A 19,042-nucleotide genomic window follows, 5' to 3' on the forward strand; every position below is an offset into this window, starting at 1 on the left:
ATGGTAGTTGGGACTTTGTCCCTGTGAGAGTAGGACATCGCTAGGCATTTTTATTTTGCTTTTTTATCATCGCGGGGTGGAGCAGTTCGGTAGCTCGTCGGGCTCATAACCCGAAGGTCGCAGGTTCAAATCCTGTCCCCGCAACCAACATGGTCCCGTGGTGTAGCGGTTAACATGCCTGCCTGTCACGCAGGAGATCGCGGGTTCGATTCCCGTCGGGACCGCCATGTTTTAGAAACGAAACAATGTGTTTCGTCTTTTTTATTGTTTGAACCATTTTTATATAAAACTTTACCGTCCTTAGGAGCAATCCTAAGGAATTTTTTATATACAAAGAAATTTCCTTATAGAATTGCGATGTTAAAGATTGTTGGATTTCTTACTGGATATGTATAGTCCACAACGTTTACAATATATATATACAGATTGAAATGAGGTTCTGAATGAATGACAGAGATTAACGAATTTACGTTTATGTCTACGTCTCCTGATGAAACTAATCAGCTGGCTGCTCGTCTAGCAACTTTATTAGAAGCTGGTGACGTGCTGCTGCTTGAAGGCGATTTGGGAGCTGGAAAGACAACATTCACAAAAAGTTTAGCTAAAGGATTAGGAATTGAACGCAATGTGAATAGCCCGACATTTACGATCATTAAAGAATACAAAAGCGGTCGCCTTCCTCTTTATCATATGGATGTGTACCGTCTAGGGGATGAATTTGAAGACCTAGGGTTCGATGAGTATTTTGAAGGAGATGGCGTGACGGTCGTGGAGTGGGCTCATCTGATTGAAGAGCAGCTTCCTAATGAATATATTCAAATCAATATTTACCATGAAAACGAAACGACTCGTAAAATCCTTGTAAAAGCGATAGGCAGTCGGTACGTTGAAATATGTAAGGAGCTTTTTAAAAGATGAAAATGTTAGCCATTGATACATCCAATTTTGTCATGGGTGTTGCTGTCGTTGAAGAAAACAAAGTAATTGGAGAAATTATTACGAATCTAAAAAAGAATCACTCCGTTCGTGTGATGAACGCTGTGGAATCTTTGTTAAAGGATTGTGATATTGCGCCAAGCGAGCTAGACCGTATTGTAGTGGCACATGGTCCCGGATCTTATACAGGTGTACGAATTGGCGTTACCATTGCCAAGACACTTGCTTGGACTTTAAATATTCCTTTAATAGGTGTATCTAGCCTTGAAGCACTAGCAGCAAACGGTCGCTATTTTGATGGGTATATTGCTCCGTTATTTGATGCGCGCCGTCAACAGCTTTATACAGGACTATATGAATGGAATAATGAACGAGGTCTTCTAGAAGTTGAAAGTGATCGACTTGTTATTAATAAGGACTGGGCGGAACATTTAAAGTCATACAACAAACCCATTTTATTCATAGGCAATGATCTTCCCATGCATGAAGAGGCGTTAAAAGAAGTGCTGGGTAAACAAGCTGTATTTGCCCATGTTCAGCAGTTTAATCCAAGACCAAGTGAATTGGCTTTTTTAGGAATGAAGAAAGAGCCGCAGTCTGTGCATACTTTTGTTCCGAACTACATTCGTTTAGCTGAAGCCGAAGCTAACTGGCTTGCTTCACAGCAAAAAGGATAAAAGAAGGTATAAACATGAAACTAACAATTAAGTTTCGTTTAATGGAAGTTAAAGATATTGATCAAGTAGTGAAAATCGAAGAGAAGTCTTTTACGACACCTTGGAGTTCAGAAGCGTTTCAAAATGAGTTAACCAATAATCAATTTTCAACTTACATTGTGATGGAAGAAGGAGAAAATATTATTGGGTATTGCGGAACGTGGATTGTTATTGACGAAGCACATGTAACCAACATTGCCCTATTGCCAGACTACCGAGGTAAGGGACTCGGTGAATTGCTGCTGCGCAACGTGATGGACGTTCTTCGAAAACTAGGTGCTGTGTCAATGACATTAGAAGTTAGGGTATCTAATCATATTGCACAATCATTGTATCAAAAGCTAGGTTTTAAACCTGGAGGTATTCGTAAGAATTATTATTCTGATAACAATGAGGATGCATTAGTTATGTGGGTGAATTTATGAGTGAAAATCAATTAATTTTAGCATTAGAAACAAGCTGTGATGAGACAGCAGCGGCCGTGATTCGAAACGGTCATGAAATTGTAGCCAATGTGGTGGCATCACAAATAGAAAGCCATAAACGATTTGGCGGTGTCGTACCGGAGATTGCATCTCGTCATCATGTGGAACAAATTACGGTAGTAGTTGAAGAAACTTTAAATCAAGCGAACTTGACGTTTGCAGATATTGATGCAATAGCTGTAACGGAAGGACCTGGGCTTGTGGGAGCACTTCTTATTGGCGTAAATGCAGCCAAAGCGCTAGCATTTGCACACCAAAAGCCATTAATTGGTGTTCATCATATTGCAGGACATATTTATGCAAATCAGCTAATCAAAAAATTAGAATTCCCGCTTTTATCGCTAGTTGTATCTGGAGGGCATACAGAGCTTGTATACATGGAAAGTCACGGTCAGTTTAAAGTGATTGGTGAAACGAGAGATGATGCGGCAGGAGAAGCCTACGATAAAGTAGCCCGCACGTTAAACCTTCCATATCCAGGCGGACCTCATATTGACCGCCTTGCACATGAAGGAGAGCCATTAATTGATTTGCCGCGTGCTTGGCTAGAAGAAGGATCCTATGATTTTAGTTTCAGTGGGTTAAAATCAGCAGTTATTAACACTGTCCACAACGCGAAGCAAAAAGGTGAAGAAATTCTTCCACAAACACTTGCTGCTAGCTTTCAAGCGAGTGTTATTGATGTGTTAGTAACTAAAACGGTTAAAGCTGCAAAGGAATATAAGGTTAAGCAAGTGTTAGTAGCAGGAGGAGTTGCTGCTAATAAAGGACTTAGAGCAGCGCTAGAAGAAGCATTTGCACCATTATCAAACATTGAGCTTATTATCCCGCCGCTATCTCTATGCACGGATAATGCCGCAATGATTGGAGCAGCGGCAAGTGTACGATTTGCTCAAGGAAAACGCTCAGATATGTCATTAAACGCAAACCCCGGTTTAGACTTGGAAGAGTAAGAGACGAATGAGATTTATTTCTCATTCGTCTTTTTTGTGGATAAAAATGATTTATCAACAATATTCAATAAATTTAGAATTGACTGTGGATAATTATGTGGAAAAGTCCGTGCACTCAGTACACGGACATGTTATCAACAAGTTTTAATTATGAAAATCAGACAGATATCCACTATTTATTCACAGAGTGGATAAAGCTTGTCCTAAAGCGCACGAACAAGTAAATAGGGTGAATAAATACGAAAAAATATAGGCTATTCTTCTAGAAGCAGCTGTAATTCTTCCCACTCTTCCATTAATGTGGATAACTGTGAAGAAATTTTTTCATTTTCACCGTTTAATCTTGATACTTCTTCGTGGTTTTGATAAATTTCAGGATTACAAAGAAGTTCTTCATTCTCCGCTTGTGCGGCTTCTAATTTGTTTACTTCAGTTTCAATTTCTTCAATTCGGCGCGTTCGCTGCCTCATCAATTTCTTTTGTTCTTTATCTTGTTTATAAGACTGTTTATCTACTTTTACCGTACGTTCTTCGTTGGCTTTTATATTTTCTAATTCTTTGATTTCCTCTATTTCTGCTTTCTTTTCTACATAATAGTCATAATCTCCAAGAAATTCTTCTACTCCTTCAGGAGATAGCTCTGCTATTTTGTTTGCAATACGATTAATAAAATAACGGTCATGTGAAACAAATAATAGAGTCCCTGGGTAATCAATTAACGCATTCTCGAGTACTTGTTTGCTATCTAAATCAAGATGGTTAGTAGGTTCATCCAAAATTAAGAAATTAGCTTTTTGAAGCATAAGCTTCGCAAGAGCCAAACGTGCTTTTTCACCACCGCTAAGCGTCGAAACGATTTTCAGTACATCATCACCTGAAAACAGAAAATTTCCAAGCGCTGTACGAATTTCTTTTTCAGGTTTGGATGGGTAGTCATCCCAAAGCTCATTTAAAACAGTTTTATTAGACGTTAAATTAGCTTGCTCTTGGTCGTAATAACCAACCATTACGTTTGAGCCAAAAGAAATGGTTCCAGTCTTGAAGCTTAGTTTATCCACAATACCTTTTAATAACGTAGATTTCCCAACTCCATTAGGACCAACCAACGCAAGGCTTTCACCTTTTTTAATCCGAAGGTTTGCGTCTTGGACGACATATTTGTTTTCATCATATCCGATGGACACGTTTTCGAGATTTAAGACTTCATTTCCGCTTTGACGCTCAATTTCAAACGAAAAACTAGCTGATTTTTCGCCTTCGTTAGGTCGATTTATTAACTCCATTCGATCGAGCTGCTTACGTCTGCTTTGCGCACGTTTTGTAGTCGATGCGCGGGCGATGTTTCGTTGAATAAAATCATTCAGTTTTGCGACTTCATCTTGCTGCTTTTCGTACTGACGCAACTCTTTTTCATATCGCTCTGCTTTTTGTACAAGGTATTTAGAGTAGTTGCCCGTGTACTTGACCGTTGTTTTTTGTGTGACTTCATACACTTGATTTACGACCTTATCAAGGAAGTAACGATCGTGTGAAACAATTAAAATAGCTCCTTCATACCCTTGCAGAAACTGTTCCAGCCATGCTAAAGTTTCAATATCTAAGTGGTTGGTAGGCTCATCCAGAATAAGCAAGTCTGGCTTTGTTAAAAGCAGTTTTGCAAGAGCCAAGCGCGTTTTTTGTCCACCGCTCAAGGAGGAAATAGGGGTGCTATAGTCAAAGTTTGAGAAACGGAAACCGTGAAGAATAGATCGTGTATCCGCTTCATATTGATAGCCGCCTAAATCTTTGAACGTTACTTGAAGCTGATCGTACTCTTTGGTTAGTTTTTCGTATTGAACTGAATCATTAAAAATGTCTGGATCGCCCATCTTCGTTTCAAGCGTACGTAATTCTTTTTCCATCTTCTTTAACGGAGCAAAGACTGTCATCATTTCTTCCCATATGGAGAGTGTTGACTCAAGAACTGTATCTTGTCCCATATAATCAATGGAAACACCTTTAGGTTTAATAATTTCTCCGCTGTCATAAGAAAGCTGCTCAGCAATAATTTTTAATAAAGTTGATTTACCTGCACCGTTTCGTCCCACTAGGGCAATGCGGTCTTTTGATTGTACTTCTAACTTTATATTCGATAAAATGGGTTCTGCCCCATAGTATTTTGTAATACCGTTCAATTGTAGAATAATCATTTTTTCACCTCTAGTAGTATATCCATAGTGTATTTTAACATATTTTCAACTACAAGTTCTTCCTACAAGCGTTTGTAATTTGTAGAGGGACAAGAACAAATGATGAAGCGAATGTTTTGATTCATGAAATAAAATGATTTTACCTGCACATTTTATACAGGATACTATGTTAAAATAAGAGATAAGTGCATCTCTGAACTTATATATGATGGATGTAGAAAATCCGTCATGACTAACAAACGGATCCTTTGAAGGGCTAATTGCTTCGTTCTAGCTACCGACTTTAAGTATTCCTGGATAGACAAAAGGCGTCGGGGTGTGAAGCGGAGTATATATAAAACAAGAGAAAAGAGAGAGAATTGGAAGCGCTACCTCAAGGCGGTTGAGGCTTTGTGAAAGGTAATGCAATATGACTTGAAAATGTTAGTAATGACATACATGAACTGAGGGGGTACAACGTGAACACTGAACAATTAAAAATACCACAAGCAACGGCTAAACGATTGCCGCTTTATTATCGTTTTTTAAAAAACTTGCATGCTTCTGGTAAACAGCGTGTTTCGTCAGCGGAGTTAAGTGAGGCAGTGAAAGTTGATTCTGCTACTATTCGCCGGGATTTTTCTTACTTTGGAGCATTAGGGAAAAAGGGATACGGCTACAATGTGAATTATTTACTTACATTTTTCCGTAAAACGTTAGACCAAGATGAAGTAACGAAAGTAGCACTGATTGGCGTAGGGAATCTGGGAACGGCCTTTTTAAATTATAATTTTATTAAAAATAATAACACCAAAATTGAGTGCGCTTTTGATGTGATAGAAGATAAAGTCGGTACAAAAGTAGGCGACGTGCCGGTTTATCACCTTGACCAATTGGAAGATTATATGAGTGATGATATCTCAGTGGCGATTTTAACCGTTCCTGCCACTGTGGCTCAGCAAATTACCGATCGTTTAGTGAGTTGCGGAATTAAAGGGATTCTAAACTTCACTCCTGCACGCTTAAACGTACCGGATGAGATTCGACTGCATCATATTGATCTGGCTGTAGAATTACAGTCGCTTGTCTACTTTTTGAAAAATTATCCTGTTGAATAAGATGGACTGTGTTACGATTTCCTTAAGTCTAAATTAATAAGGAGAGTGGGAATATGGGGATTGGAGCAGGCAGTTGGATTATTATTGCGATTGTAGCACTGCTTATTTTTGGACCGAAACGGTTACCGGAGCTAGGAAGATCAGTCGGGCAAACGCTTAGAGAGTTTAAGCATGCCGCTAGCGGTGCCTCAGAAGATCGTGAAAAAGATAAACAGCGTCAAGTAGATGACAAAGAGTAAAAGGGTGATCATAGTATGACCGAACAAGAAATGTCAATATATGATCATATAGGAGAGCTGCGAAAGCGCATTTTAATTGTTTTATTTTTCTTTGTCATTGCCACAATTGGCGGCTTTTTTATAGCGGATAAGGTTATTGTCTATTTACAGCATGCTGATGAGGCAAAAAATTTAACGATGAATGCATTTAGGCTAACAGATCCAGTTAAGATTTATATGCAGTTTGCTGTTATTATCGGCTGTGTACTTGCAGCTCCTGTTGCACTGTATCAACTTTGGGCATTTATTAGTCCTGGTTTATATGAAAAAGAGCGTAAGGTAACGCTTGGATATATTCCTGTTTCCATTTTTCTCTTTATCGGCGGTGTCTCTTTTTCTTATTTTGTGTTGTTTCCATTTGTCGTCGATTTTATGACGCGCGTTTCTGATGAGCTGAATGTAAACCAAGTGATTGGCATTAATGAATACTTTTCTTTTTTAATGCAGCTCACACTGCCTTTTGGCCTGTTGTTTCAGCTTCCTGTTGTCGTCATGTTTTTGACGCGATTAGGTATTATCACGCCTATGTTTTTATCTCAAATTCGAAAGTATGCCTATTTCGTACTGCTAGTTATTGCCGCACTTATTACACCACCAGAATTGCTCTCGCACATGATGGTGACAGTGCCGCTCTTAATTTTGTATGAAATCAGCATCATTATTTCCCGCATTTCGTATCGCAAAGTGTTAAAGGCAAGGGCAGAGCAAGAAAGAGAAGATGTTAGTATGTAAAAAAACCACTGAAACAGTGGTTTTTTTATTTAGATGAATCATCTTGATTTTTATATTGCTGCTGCAACTTTTTAATTTTATAGTGCAAGATAAAAATGCGCACCGCAAATCTGAAATCGAACGCGGCTACGAGTGCAAATAAGATCGTGGGGAAATTCCACACGGTTTCCTGAGCATTTTGAATAGCCAGGTAGGTGAATAAAACCCCCATAATAATATAAATAAACCCTCGTGTTAAAGGGATATTCTTCATAAAAACATGCCTCCAAAAATAAACTGCATTTGTTCTGCTTGCTTTTGCATTTCTATAATTTTATCTGCAAAAATAGTTTGAGATAAAATAACGATTGTATTCATCAACACGTGAGCAATAATGGGTACAATAATTAGTTTTGTTCTTGCATAAAGGAATGCAAATACAAATCCCATGGCTGTATACACGAGCAAATGTTTAAAATCCCAGTGTACGGCAGCGAAAATAAGGGAACTAATAAATGCAGAGACAAAGAAATTATATCGTTTGTGAAGAGAGCCGAAAATAATCTTTCGAAAAATAATCTCTTCTAGAATTGGTCCAATAACAGACGTAACGACAATGAGGAACGGCGTTGCTTTAACAAGATTAACAATATTTTGTGTGTTTTCAGATACTTGGGTAATGCCAAGAGCGTGCTCAATCATACCTGCTACAGCTTGACCAGCCATAGCCAGGAACACCCCAAGGACTGACCAGACCACAGTTACCGTTGTTCCCGCATGTTCTATACGCATGGACATGTCACGGCGCAGCAGCAGTAAGACAATAAGTAAACCAAGGATAAAGCTAATGATGGTCCAATAAGTCAAAAGCATGACATTCGCTGTTCGAACTGGATATTGATCAAACATTCCTGTTAATTTTAACAGCGGTATACCAACAACTCCTGAAAACTGCATAAGGATGTAGGTGAGGATAACATACCAATAACGTTTTTCCAATCTTCTATACTCCTTTAAAAGGTTTTTATGTATATATGTCGAAGAAGTACTGTAAAGTTAGTAATTTCTTCTTGCTCGTATTGTAACATACATATTATTGAACAGAGAAAAGAATGCTTTATTTCTCAAAATCGTCGAAATCTAAAACTATTATATGTAGTTTTCGTAAATTTTAAATTTTTTTTGTTTAATACTTGCAAAAAAAACCCACTTTGTTTTAATATAATAATTGTGTTAGCACTCGTTGAGGTTGAGTGCTAATAAAAATGCAAACATATTATTTGAGGAGGTTGTTTCACTTGTTAAAGCCATTAGGTGATCGCGTAGTGATTGAACTTGTAAAATCTGAGGAAAAAACAGCAAGCGGTATCGTGTTACCGGACAGTGCAAAAGAAAAGCCACAAGAGGGTAAAATTGTTGCTGTTGGTACAGGCCGAGTATTAGAAAGCGGTGAGCGTGTAGCTTTAGAAGTAGCTGCGGGCGATCGTATCATCTTCTCAAAATATGCGGGTACTGAAGTGAAATACGAAGGTACTGAATACTTAATTTTACGCGAAAGCGATATTTTAGCTGTAATCGGCTAATTTTAACCACAAACTTATCATACGTAAAAAATAGATTATTAAGAACATCTTGAGGAGGTCAAAGAACATGGCAAAAGACATTAAATTTAGCGAAGAAGCACGTCGCGCAATGCTACGTGGTGTAGATACATTAGCAAATGCTGTAAAAGTAACGCTTGGACCAAAAGGTCGTAACGTTGTATTAGAAAAGAAATTCGGTTCACCGCTTATTACAAATGACGGTGTAACAATTGCAAAAGAAATCGAATTAGAAGACGCATTTGAAAATATGGGTGCTAAATTAGTAGCCGAAGTTGCTAGCAAAACAAACGACGTTGCTGGTGACGGTACAACTACTGCAACAGTTTTAGCGCAAGCAATGATCAGAGAAGGTCTTAAAAACGTAACGGCTGGTGCTAACCCAATGGGTATCCGTAAAGGTATGGAAAAAGCAGTAGCTGTAGCGGTTGAAGAACTAAAAGCAATCTCTAAACCAATTCAAGGTAAAGATTCAATTGCTCAAGTAGCGGCTATCTCAGCAGCTGACGAAGAAGTAGGTCAATTAATTGCTGAAGCAATGGAGCGCGTTGGTAACGACGGCGTTATCACACTTGAAGAATCAAAAGGTTTCACAACTGAATTAGAAGTGGTAGAAGGTATGCAGTTTGACCGTGGGTATGCATCTCCTTACATGGTAACTGATTCAGATAAAATGGAAGCTGTATTAGATGATCCATACATCTTAATCACAGACAAAAAAATCGGTAACATTCAAGAAATCTTACCGGTATTAGAGCAAGTTGTTCAACAAGGCAAGCCTCTATTAATCATCGCTGAAGACGTAGAAGGCGAAGCTTTAGCAACATTAGTTGTGAACAAACTTCGTGGTACATTCACAGCTGTAGCTGTTAAAGCTCCTGGTTTCGGTGATCGTCGTAAAGCAATGCTACAAGACGTTGCGATCTTAACAGGCGGAGAAGTAATCACTGAAGAGCTTGGTCTTGACCTAAAAACAGCAAGCATCGATCAATTAGGTCGCGCTTCTAAAATTGTTGTAACAAAAGAAAATACAACAGTTGTAAACGGTGCAGGAAACGCAGAAGACATCCTAGCACGCGTAAACCAAATCAAAGCTCAGCTTGAAGAAACAACTTCAGAGTTTGACCGTGAAAAATTACAAGAGCGCTTAGCAAAACTTGCTGGTGGCGTAGCTGTAATTAAAGTTGGTGCGGCAACTGAAACTGAGTTAAAAGAACGTAAATTACGTATTGAAGATGCATTAAACTCTACGCGTGCTGCGGTTGAAGAAGGTATCGTAGCTGGTGGTGGTACTGCATTAGTAAATATCTATAATAAAGTAGCAAGCATCGAAGCTGATGGTGACACTGCTACAGGTATCAACATCGTATTACGTGCGATTGAAGAGCCTGTACGCCAAATTGCTCACAACGCTGGTTTAGAAGGATCAGTAATCGTTGAGCGTCTAAAAGGCGAAGCTGTTGGAACTGGATTTAACGCTGCAACTGGCGAGTGGGTAAATATGCTAGACACTGGTATCGTTGACCCAACAAAAGTAACGCGTTCAGCTCTTCAAAATGCTTCTTCTGTAGCGGCTATGTTCTTAACAACTGAAGCAGTTGTTGCTGACAAGCCAGAAGAAGGCGGAGCACCTGCAATGCCTGACATGGGCGGCATGGGTGGAATGGGCGGCATGATGTAATCACTGCCCTAACTAAAAAAGCGACCAAGTACTCACTTGGTCGCTTTTTTGCGTGCATTAATATTTTCAGATTTTTTTAAAATTTGTTAAGATAGTACTATGTTTATTGGAAAACTTATTAAACTCAAGGCTTAACTGAGTTTTAAGGGGGAGCTTTATTGATTCAGCTGGATCATATTAATAATAAATTAAATCAAGTATTAGAAAACATCGATCAAATTGTGATTGGAAAGCGTCAGGTATCTACGTTGAGTTTGGTTGCTTTGCTTGCAGAGGGGCATATTTTGCTTGAAGATGTGCCGGGTGTGGGGAAAACGATGCTCGTGAAGGCACTGGCCAAATCGATTGATGCAGAATTTAAACGAATTCAATTCACGCCCGATTTGCTGCCGTCCGATGTAACAGGTGTTTCTATTTACAGTCCAAAAGACATGGAATTTCATTTTCGTCCAGGTCCTATCATGAGCCATATTGTGCTCGCTGATGAGATTAACAGGACTTCTCCTAAAACACAATCGGCGCTTTTAGAAGCAATGGCTGAGCATCATGTAACAACCGATGGTATCACCCGGGAAATTCCAGCGCCTTTTTTTGTGATGGCTACTCAAAATCCTGTTGATTTTGATGGGACCTATCATTTGCCGGAAGCGCAGCTGGATCGATTTTTATTCAAATTAAGCATGGGGTATCCTACACAGGAAGAGGAGCTTCAAATTTTAAACGGCGTATCGACTCAAGTCAATCTTGAGGATGTCAAACCCGTCATGAGCATTCCAGAATTAGTACAGGCTCAAAAAACTGTAAGCAGTATTTATGTAGATGATGCGATCAAGCACTATATCATCGAAATCATTCGCAAAACGCGCTCTCATCCACATGTTTCGTTAGGTATCAGTCCTCGTGGGACGGTTTCATTTATGAAGGCCGTTCAAGCATATGCTTTAGTGAAGGGAAGAGATTACTGTCTTCCTGATGATGTTCAAGAGCTTGCTTCGTATGTGTGTGCACATCGATTAACGCTAAGACCTGATACTCAGTACAGCGGCTTAACAGCGAGTGATGTGATGAAGCAAATTATGGCTGATACGAAAGTACCTGTTAAAAGGTAAGAGGGTACTTTATGAAACAGTATATAAAAGTGATATGGAATAAATGTAGAGACTGGTTCGTTTTATTTTGCATCTTTGCTGCTACGTTTTCTTACGCGATGTTTCAAGGGGGCTTTGTCAGCTGGTTTTTATTTTATAGCTTCTTACCTTTTGGATTATATGCGGCAGCCGTTTTGCTTTATCCTTTAAAGAAGTGGAATGTTACTCGTGATGTGAAGCTACAGCCTCGATTCGCTGGAGATCATCTTTCGTATGACATTCACATTAAACGCTCCTCGGCTTTTCCTGTTTATATGGCAGCAGTGAAAGAGGAGAGTAACCTTTTAGATCAAGAAGAAAGAACAATTTATCCGCTTTTTCAACGAAACGCTGTTGTTCCGTATGAAAGATCGTTTGTAGAAAGAGGAGAATATGAATTTTTTACGATTTCGATTGAACTGAGTGATTTATTAGGGATTGTAAAAAAGAAGGCATATTATCCACTGCAGCAGCGTTTTGTCGTGTATCCTCAAATCCATGAGATAGATATCCCGTTTCTTTTAGCGGGAATAGAAGAAGGAAAAAATGAAGTTTCGACGGGGAATCAATCTACTACGTTAGTGACAGGCATTAGAGAATACCAGCCGGGTGACCGATTAGGGTCTATCGATTGGAAGGCGACGGCTCGTAAAGCTACGTTGATTTCTAAAGAGTTTGGTCATTATCATGAACGGAGTATGATTATCATTGCAGATGTTATCAGCTGTTTATACTTTGAAGAACGAATGAGCTTTCTGGCATCCATGATCATTCATGAAGAAACCAAGCGTAAAAAAGTCGATTTTCTTTTAGCTGGAGATGCACTTTTTTCATCGAAAACCTCTGAACAAAGTGAGTCCGATAACCTGTTGTATCACTTAGCGCGTGCGCAGCCCGTTAACAATCGAGCATTCGAAACAGAATTTAAGAGTATTGCCATTCAAAAACAGCATTCTTTTATGGTCATTGTCAGTCAAGTTACAGGGACTCTCATTGGGCAGGTTCAATCTAAGCTGAGTCTGCATGCTAAGGCATCAATAATTGTCGTTAAAGATGAAGGAGCAGGGCTTAGTGACGAAGAGACGGTTATTGTAAATGGAATACAATCTTCTGCTTTAACGATTGAAGTCGTTAATATTCCTCTTCCTCTATCATCTAAAGGAAGTGAGGGCGGAAATAAGTGAATAAATCAGCTTTGTATGTAAAAAACATCTTATTGTACGCGGGAGCATTCTTTTTATTAGTGGAATGGCTTCTTCCTTTAAATGAAGTGACAGATACCAATCAAATTCAGTACTTTATCTTGTTTGTTGCTTACTGTTTTTTGTGTTTAACGTTTCGCTTGCCGTTTATCGTGATGACGTTAGGGAGTATATTGTTTATTTTGTTTTTGCTTCACAATCTCTATTTCCAAGGAGCATTCTTTTCTTCAGACTGGCTTCCGAGACTTTTGGAGATTCTTCAGTCAGATGCACAAAGTATCATGGAGTGGAATATAGCGAATTTATCATTTGAAATGAGGAGCACTTTATTTTTTGTGCTGCTTTGGATTATGGCTTATTTAATTCGATATTGGATCTTTTACCAAAAAAGAATTTTCTTCTTTTTCTTCTTAACCATTTTGTATATTACCGTGTTGGATACCTTTTCTGCTTACGATGCGGGAGCTGCTATTATTCGCGTGACCATTATTGGATTTTTATTAGTAGCCATGCTTCGCATAAATCCTGAACGCATAAAAGCTGCGAGCACTGAGCGTTTAGAAAATAGAAAACGATCGTTTCTTTTTCTAGGCAGCTTTTTAGCTATCGTCATTGTGCTGGCTTATCTCGCTCCTAAACCAGGGCCACAGTGGCCAGATCCCGTACCTTTTATCACAGCGCATACAACAAATCAAGGACAGGGAGAATCTGCAAGCGGTCAACGAATTGGCTATGATATGGACGATTCTAAATTGGGGGGATCGTTTGTCAATGATGATACGGTTGTGTTTACAGCCAAAGTAGAGGATGAGCACTATTGGCGTATTGAAACGAAGGATGTTTATACAGGTAAGGGGTGGGAGCTGTCTAAAGAGGAAGAAAAAGTACCCTTTAAAGGAAATGAAAACTTACTCCCTCAATATGACTCAAGTGTAGCAGGACAAGTAAGAAAAGCAGAAGTTACCTATTCGCAGCCTTCTGTTCATCTTATGCATGTTCCTCAACTGCTGTCGCTAACCTTAAAAAATGGCATTCAAACGGATGTTACACCGACAAATGAAAAATTATATCCTTATCAAAATGACAAGCTTGTTACTGTTCAATCGTATGAGATGACGTATAAATATCCCGTATTTGATATTGGACTTCTTCAGCAAGCAGAGGAAAAAAAGGCAGAGAGTTTAGAGAATAATAACGAATTTATAGCAAGGTATACACAACTTCCTGCTAACTTGCCGAAACGAGTAAAGGATTTAGCTCGTGAGGTAACAAAAAATAAGAACAATCGTTATGAAAAAGCGAAAGCCGTTGAAGAATACTTCCGATCAAATCCATATGTATATGATACTGAAAATGTTCCAATTCCTACGAAAAATAAAGATTATGTGGATCAATTTTTATTTGATACAAAAAGAGGGTACTGTGATAACTTCTCTACTTCTATGGTTGTGCTGCTTCGTTCATTAGATATTCCTGCTCGGTGGGTAAAGGGCTATACAGAAGGTGATGCCACCGTCATTTCAGGAAGTAGTAAGTGGACAACCTATGAAATCACACAAAATAATGCTCATTCTTGGGTCGAAGTCTATTTTCCAGGAGCGGGTTGGGTACCTTTTGAACCAACAAAAAGTTTTTCTAATCCTTATGATTTTGTAGATAGCCAACCTAACAACTCTAGTGAAAATAGTCAAAGGGAAGAAGAGAAACAAGAAACGCAAGTGAAGAAGCAGCCTAAGGAAAAAGAGCTTCCGGCACAAGAAGAAAAAGCGAAAGAAAAAACAGCTTCTCTTCAAAATGCTAAGTTGTCTATGAAGTGGAAAGTACTTTTCTGCGGACTGATTGTAGTTATGTTAATAGTAATATATCTCAATCGATTTAAATGGTTTTTACCTTTTTATATCTCTTTTTATAAAAAGAAAGAGAGTGTGGAAACCTTTGAATCAGCGTATGCTTTTTTACTTAAAAGACTCGCTGCAAATGGACTAAAGCGGCAAGAAAGTCAGACGCTGCGCGACTTTGCAGGAGAAGTAGACGAAAAATTAAATACGGTAAATATGCTACAATTAACGGAAAAATATGAGCGGGTTTTGTATCGAAATGCAGATTCCATAAAAGAATGGAAAGAGTCGATTGAATTGTGGGAAAATTTAATCAAAAAAACGAGTTCTTGACCATTGTTTCGCGGATTGATAGAATATTCTCGAACTTACTATAAATGTTTCGTATACCTTCATATATCCTCGATAATATGGTTCGAGAGTCTCTACCGGGTCACCTTAAACGATCTGACTATGAAGGCAGAACAGTCTATTTGACGATAAACGTCGTGCTCAACTAGACTTCTGCCTTTGTTTTTTGAGGGAGAAGTCTAGTTTTTTTATATTTTAGGGCATAATAACAAGTGATTATTTACACATTCGGAGAGGTGAACAAGATGGAAGGCATGATTGTTGTATTAGATTTTGGTAGTCAATATAACCAACTGATTACGCGTCGCATTCGCGAGTTCGGAGTATATAGTGAATTGCATCCGCACACAATTACAGCAGAAGAGATTAAAGCATTAAATCCAAAGGGAATTATTTTCTCTGGAGGCCCAAACAGTGTGTACGGTGAAAACGCATTTCACTGCGATGAAAACATTTTTGAATTAGATATTCCTGTTTTAGGTATTTGTTATGGAATGCAATTAATGACTCATCATTTTGGCGGGAAGGTAGAAGGTGCTAGCCATCGTGAATATGGTAAAGCAGCGATTAACGTACAAAACGATTCATTAATGTACCATGAGTTGCCAAAAGAACAAGTTGTTTGGATGAGTCACGGTGATTTAGTTGTAGAAACACCAGCTGGTTTTGAAGTGGACGCAACTAGCCCATCTTGTCCAATTGCCGCAATGAGTAACAAAGATAAGAATATGTACGGAGTGCAGTTCCATCCAGAAGTTCGCCATTCAGTGCATGGTAACCATATCTTAAAGAACTTCGTGTTTGAAGTATGTCATGCTGAAGCAAACTGGTCAATCGAGAACTTCATTGAAGTTGAAATGGATAAAATCCGTGAAACAGTTGGAGATAGAAAAGTACTTTGCGCACTTAGCGGTGGAGTAGACTCTTCAGTAGTAGCTGTGTTAATTCACAAAGCAATTGGTGATCAGTTAACATGTATGTTCGTAGATCACGGTTTATTACGTAAAGGTGAAGCGGAAAGCGTAATGGAAACATTTAGCGAAGGCTTTAATATGAACGTAATTAAAATCGATGCAAAAGATCGCTTCTTAGAAAAATTAAACGGCGTATCAGATCCTGAACAAAAGCGTAAAATCATCGGTAATGAATTTATTTATGTATTCGATGACGAAGCTGCTAAATTAAAAGGGTTTGATTTCCTAGCTCAAGGTACGCTATACACAGATATTATCGAGAGTGGGACAGCTACAGCTCAAACGATCAAATCTCACCACAATGTAGGTGGATTACCGGAAGATATGCAGTTCAAACTAATCGAACCGTTAAACACGCTATTCAAAGATGAAGTACGTGCATTAGGTTCTGAATTAGGTATCCCTGATAACATCGTTTGGCGTCAACCTTTCCCAGGACCAGGTCTAGGTATTCGTGTACTTGGTGCAATTACGGAAGAGAAGTTAGAAATTGTACGTGAGTCAGATGCTATTTTACGTGAAGAGATTGCAAAAGCTGACTTAGAGCGCGATATCTGGCAATACTTTACGGTTCTTCCTGACATCCGCAGTGTAGGTGTAATGGGAGATGCTCGTACGTATGATTACACAATCGGTATTCGTGCTGTTACATCAATTGATGGTATGACTTCTGACTGGGCGCGTATTCCTTGGGATGTGCTTGAAGTTATCTCAACGCGTATTGTAAACGAAGTTAAGCATATTAACCGCGTAGTGTATGATATTACAAGTAAGCCACCTGCAACAATTGAATGGGAATAATATGTAAGAAAACCGAACAAACGAACATTCTTTTATAAGAATGTTCGTTTTTTGTTGACTTTTTTTAAAAGTTAATGGTAGGATAGTAACATAAAATAGCGAGATATAGCTTTAATGTCGTATAATCTTGGGGATAAGGCCCAAAAGTTTCTACCGAGCTACCGTAAATGGCTTGACTACGAGAAAGTAATACATGTATGTGTAAAAATCTTTTGTATTTTTGGCTCATACATTTCTCTTTTAGTCGATCTTATGCCTTTACGCGCCTAGTGTAGAGGCATTTTTTATGGCTTGCCTAAGTGCATGCGGCTTCTATAAAGGGAGGAAAAAACGTGAAGAAGTATTTTCGTTTTGAAGAGCTGGGTACTAGCTATCGAAAAGAGTTTATAGCTGGCCTTACAACTTTTCTATCTATGGCTTACATTTTATTTGTTAATCCATCTGTGCTATCACTAAGTGATGTAAAGGATCTGCCTGACAGTATGAGAATGGACCAAGGGGCTGTATTTACAGCTACTGCTTTAGCGGCAGCTTTGGGATCAATTGTTATGGGAGTGCTTGGTAGATATCCAATTTCATTAGCTCCAGGTATGGGATTAAACGCATTTTTTGCTTATACAGTTGTTCTGACAATGGGAATTCCATGGCAGACGGCTTTAACGGGTGTTATGATATCAGGTGTTATTTTTATTCTTTTAACATTAACAAGCCTGCGAGAAAAAATTATTAATTCTATTCCTATTGAATTAAAAATGGCTGTTGGAGCAGGTATTGGTTTATTTATTAGTTTTATTGGTATGAAAGGTGCCGGAATCATCGTCAAAGATGATGCCACATTTGTTGGACTGGGTGATTTAACTAACCCAACAACGTTACTTGCGGTTTTTGGCATTGTCATTACTATTGTATTAATGGTGCTTCGAGTAAATGCAGCTGTATTTATCGGTATGATTGTAACAGCTGTAGCGGGTATGGCTTTTGGTTTAATTGATACACCTAAAGCAGTTGTTTCATCAGTTCCTAGTCTTGACCCGACGTTTGGGGCAGCTTTTCAAAATATCGGTGATATCTTTACCGTAAAGATGCTAGTCGTCATTTTAACTTTCTTATTTGTTGATTTCTTCGATACAGCAGGTACGATGGTTGCTGTAGCGAGTCAAGCTGGGCTTATGAAAGATAATAAGCTTCCGCGAGCGGGCAGAGCGTTATTGGCAGATTCTAGTGCGATTGTAGTTGGTGCTGTTCTTGGTACCTCATCAACAACAGCTTATGTAGAGTCTACGGCTGGAGTAGCAGCGGGCGGACGTTCAGGGTTTACTGCAATCGTAACGGCGGCGTTTTTCTTAATTGCACTGTTCTTTTCTCCATTGTTAGCGGTCGTGACACCAGCTGTTACTGCGCCGGCTTTAATTACGGTAGGAGCTCTGATGGTGTCAAATTTAGGGGAAATTAATTGGAAAGAGTTCGAAGTAGCAGTTCCTGCATTTTTCACGGTAATTATGATGCCATTAACATACAGTATTGCAACAGGTATTGCGGTTGGTTTTATCTTTTATCCTATTACAATGTTATGCAGCAAGCGTGGAAAAGAAGTTCATCCAATTATGTATGCTCTCTGTATCATCTTCATACTCTATTTTGCATTCTTAGCAGAATAGTTTAAATAAAAAAGCTCAGTTTAATGACTGGGCTTTTTTTTTATGGTAAGATAAGAAAACTGCATAGCGGCTAGATTGCTATTGTAATAGAGAGTATTCAATCATTTTACTGAAGGTTTACTTCATTAACTTTTTTATTTATAAAGTTTTTTAGAAAAACGATTGACTCTATATATTATATATGGTAAATTATTAAATGTCGCTGATGAACAGCGCATTTGAGAGAAACATCTTAAAAAAAGATGTTGACATCAAAATGGTAGAATGTTATACTAATAAAGTTGCTTCAGAGCAACGGTTGAACTTTGAAAACTGAACAAAGCGACAAACGTCAACGTTAATTTTTATTTTTTAAATTGAGCAAGTCAAACATTTCTTCGGAGAGTTTGATCCTGGCTCAGGATGAACGCTGGCGGCGTGCCTAATACATGCAAGTCGAGCGAA

General features: G+C 38.7%; 17 protein-coding genes, 2 tRNA genes, 1 rRNA gene and 2 riboswitches. Of the genes, 17 read left to right on the forward strand and 3 right to left on the reverse strand.

What is annotated here, in order from left to right:
* Positions 1-70 precede the first annotated feature (70 nt).
* From AC1DEF_RS28085 to tsaD, 6 genes are all read left to right on the forward strand, one after another.
* Positions 71-147, forward strand: a tRNA-Met gene (locus tag AC1DEF_RS28085).
* Positions 148-151: 4 nt separating this feature from the next.
* A tRNA-Asp gene (locus AC1DEF_RS28090) sits at positions 152-227 on the forward strand.
* 220 nt (positions 228-447) lie between these two features.
* Complete coding sequence (gene tsaE, locus AC1DEF_RS28095; protein ID WP_013081426.1) at positions 448-918, forward strand: tRNA (adenosine(37)-N6)-threonylcarbamoyltransferase complex ATPase subunit type 1 TsaE; 471 nt, start codon at positions 448-450, stop codon at positions 916-918.
* On the forward strand, positions 915-1,613 hold the full coding sequence (gene tsaB / locus AC1DEF_RS28100) for a tRNA (adenosine(37)-N6)-threonylcarbamoyltransferase complex dimerization subunit type 1 TsaB (protein WP_043977179.1): 699 nt from the start codon (positions 915-917) through the stop codon (positions 1,611-1,613). Before tsaE ends, tsaB begins: the two co-directional genes overlap by 4 nt.
* Before the next feature lie 14 nt (positions 1,614-1,627).
* Positions 1,628-2,077, forward strand: coding sequence for a ribosomal protein S18-alanine N-acetyltransferase (gene rimI, locus AC1DEF_RS28105; protein WP_043977177.1), 450 nt, complete (start codon positions 1,628-1,630; stop codon positions 2,075-2,077).
* On the forward strand, positions 2,074-3,090 hold the full coding sequence (gene tsaD / locus AC1DEF_RS28110; protein ID WP_097825368.1) for a tRNA (adenosine(37)-N6)-threonylcarbamoyltransferase complex transferase subunit TsaD: 1,017 nt from the start codon (positions 2,074-2,076) through the stop codon (positions 3,088-3,090). Before rimI ends, tsaD begins: the two co-directional genes overlap by 4 nt.
* Before the next feature lie 254 nt (positions 3,091-3,344).
* On the opposite strand, the gene AC1DEF_RS28115 is transcribed toward tsaD, so the two are convergent.
* Positions 3,345-5,279: an ABC-F family ATP-binding cassette domain-containing protein gene (locus AC1DEF_RS28115; protein ID WP_043977175.1), complete on the reverse strand. Its 1,935-nt coding sequence runs from the start codon at positions 5,277-5,279 to the stop codon at positions 3,345-3,347.
* 458 nt (positions 5,280-5,737) lie between these two features.
* On the opposite strand from AC1DEF_RS28115, the gene AC1DEF_RS28120 reads away from it, so the two are divergent.
* The 3 genes from AC1DEF_RS28120 to tatC are packed head-to-tail and all read left to right on the forward strand — an operon-like array spanning position 5,738 to position 7,386.
* Positions 5,738-6,376 carry a redox-sensing transcriptional repressor Rex gene (locus tag AC1DEF_RS28120; protein ID WP_028410376.1) on the forward strand — a complete coding sequence of 213 codons (639 nt, stop codon included), beginning with the start codon at positions 5,738-5,740 and terminating at the stop codon, positions 6,374-6,376.
* 53 nt (positions 6,377-6,429) lie between these two features.
* The gene (gene tatA, locus AC1DEF_RS28125; protein ID WP_013055022.1) at positions 6,430-6,615 is read left to right on the forward strand and encodes a twin-arginine translocase TatA/TatE family subunit; all 186 of its coding nucleotides are present in this window, start codon (positions 6,430-6,432) and stop codon (positions 6,613-6,615) included.
* Between the two features lie 15 nt (positions 6,616-6,630).
* On the forward strand, positions 6,631-7,386 hold the full coding sequence (tatC, locus tag AC1DEF_RS28130; protein ID WP_013055023.1) for a twin-arginine translocase subunit TatC: 756 nt from the start codon (positions 6,631-6,633) through the stop codon (positions 7,384-7,386).
* 25 nt (positions 7,387-7,411) lie between these two features.
* On the opposite strand, the gene AC1DEF_RS28135 is transcribed toward tatC, so the two are convergent.
* Together AC1DEF_RS28135 and AC1DEF_RS28140 are read right to left on the reverse strand one after the other, a co-directional pair.
* Positions 7,412-7,639: a YdiK family protein gene (locus AC1DEF_RS28135; RefSeq protein WP_043977171.1), complete on the reverse strand. Its 228-nt coding sequence runs from the start codon at positions 7,637-7,639 to the stop codon at positions 7,412-7,414.
* Positions 7,636-8,364: a CPBP family intramembrane glutamic endopeptidase gene (locus AC1DEF_RS28140; RefSeq protein ID WP_097825367.1), complete on the reverse strand. Its 729-nt coding sequence runs from the start codon at positions 8,362-8,364 to the stop codon at positions 7,636-7,638. The genes AC1DEF_RS28135 and AC1DEF_RS28140 overlap by 4 nt, the downstream gene beginning before the upstream one ends.
* Positions 8,365-8,663: 299 nt before the next feature.
* On the opposite strand from AC1DEF_RS28140, the gene groES reads away from it, so the two are divergent.
* From groES to AC1DEF_RS28180, 8 genes are all read left to right on the forward strand, one after another.
* The gene (gene groES, locus AC1DEF_RS28145; RefSeq protein ID WP_013055026.1) at positions 8,664-8,948 is read left to right on the forward strand and encodes a co-chaperone GroES; all 285 of its coding nucleotides are present in this window, start codon (positions 8,664-8,666) and stop codon (positions 8,946-8,948) included.
* A 67-nt stretch (positions 8,949-9,015) separates the two neighbouring features.
* On the forward strand, positions 9,016-10,647 hold the full coding sequence (gene groL, locus AC1DEF_RS28150; protein ID WP_013081432.1) for a chaperonin GroEL: 1,632 nt from the start codon (positions 9,016-9,018) through the stop codon (positions 10,645-10,647).
* Between the two features lie 158 nt (positions 10,648-10,805).
* The gene (locus tag AC1DEF_RS28155) at positions 10,806-11,756 is read left to right on the forward strand and encodes an AAA family ATPase (RefSeq protein WP_097825366.1); all 951 of its coding nucleotides are present in this window, start codon (positions 10,806-10,808) and stop codon (positions 11,754-11,756) included.
* 11 nt (positions 11,757-11,767) lie between these two features.
* Positions 11,768-12,958: a DUF58 domain-containing protein gene (locus tag AC1DEF_RS28160; RefSeq protein WP_097825365.1), complete on the forward strand. Its 1,191-nt coding sequence runs from the start codon at positions 11,768-11,770 to the stop codon at positions 12,956-12,958.
* Positions 12,955-15,147, forward strand: coding sequence for a transglutaminase TgpA family protein (locus AC1DEF_RS28165; protein ID WP_097825364.1), 2,193 nt, complete (start codon positions 12,955-12,957; stop codon positions 15,145-15,147). Before AC1DEF_RS28160 ends, AC1DEF_RS28165 begins: the two co-directional genes overlap by 4 nt.
* A gap of 39 nt (positions 15,148-15,186) precedes the next feature.
* A riboswitch (purine riboswitch) is annotated at positions 15,187-15,288 on the forward strand.
* Positions 15,289-15,410: 122 nt separating this feature from the next.
* Positions 15,411-16,940, forward strand: a complete 1,530-nt coding sequence (gene guaA, locus AC1DEF_RS28170) for a glutamine-hydrolyzing GMP synthase (RefSeq protein ID WP_097825363.1) — start codon at positions 15,411-15,413, stop codon at positions 16,938-16,940.
* Between the two features lie 97 nt (positions 16,941-17,037).
* Positions 17,038-17,139, forward strand: a riboswitch (purine riboswitch).
* A 133-nt stretch (positions 17,140-17,272) separates the two neighbouring features.
* Positions 17,273-18,598, forward strand: a complete 1,326-nt coding sequence (locus AC1DEF_RS28175) for an NCS2 family permease (RefSeq protein WP_034655329.1) — start codon at positions 17,273-17,275, stop codon at positions 18,596-18,598.
* A gap of 374 nt (positions 18,599-18,972) precedes the next feature.
* A 16S ribosomal RNA gene (locus AC1DEF_RS28180) occupies positions 18,973-19,042 on the forward strand; the annotation flags it as partial.

The organism is Priestia sp. 10L35, assembly GCF_056395685.1.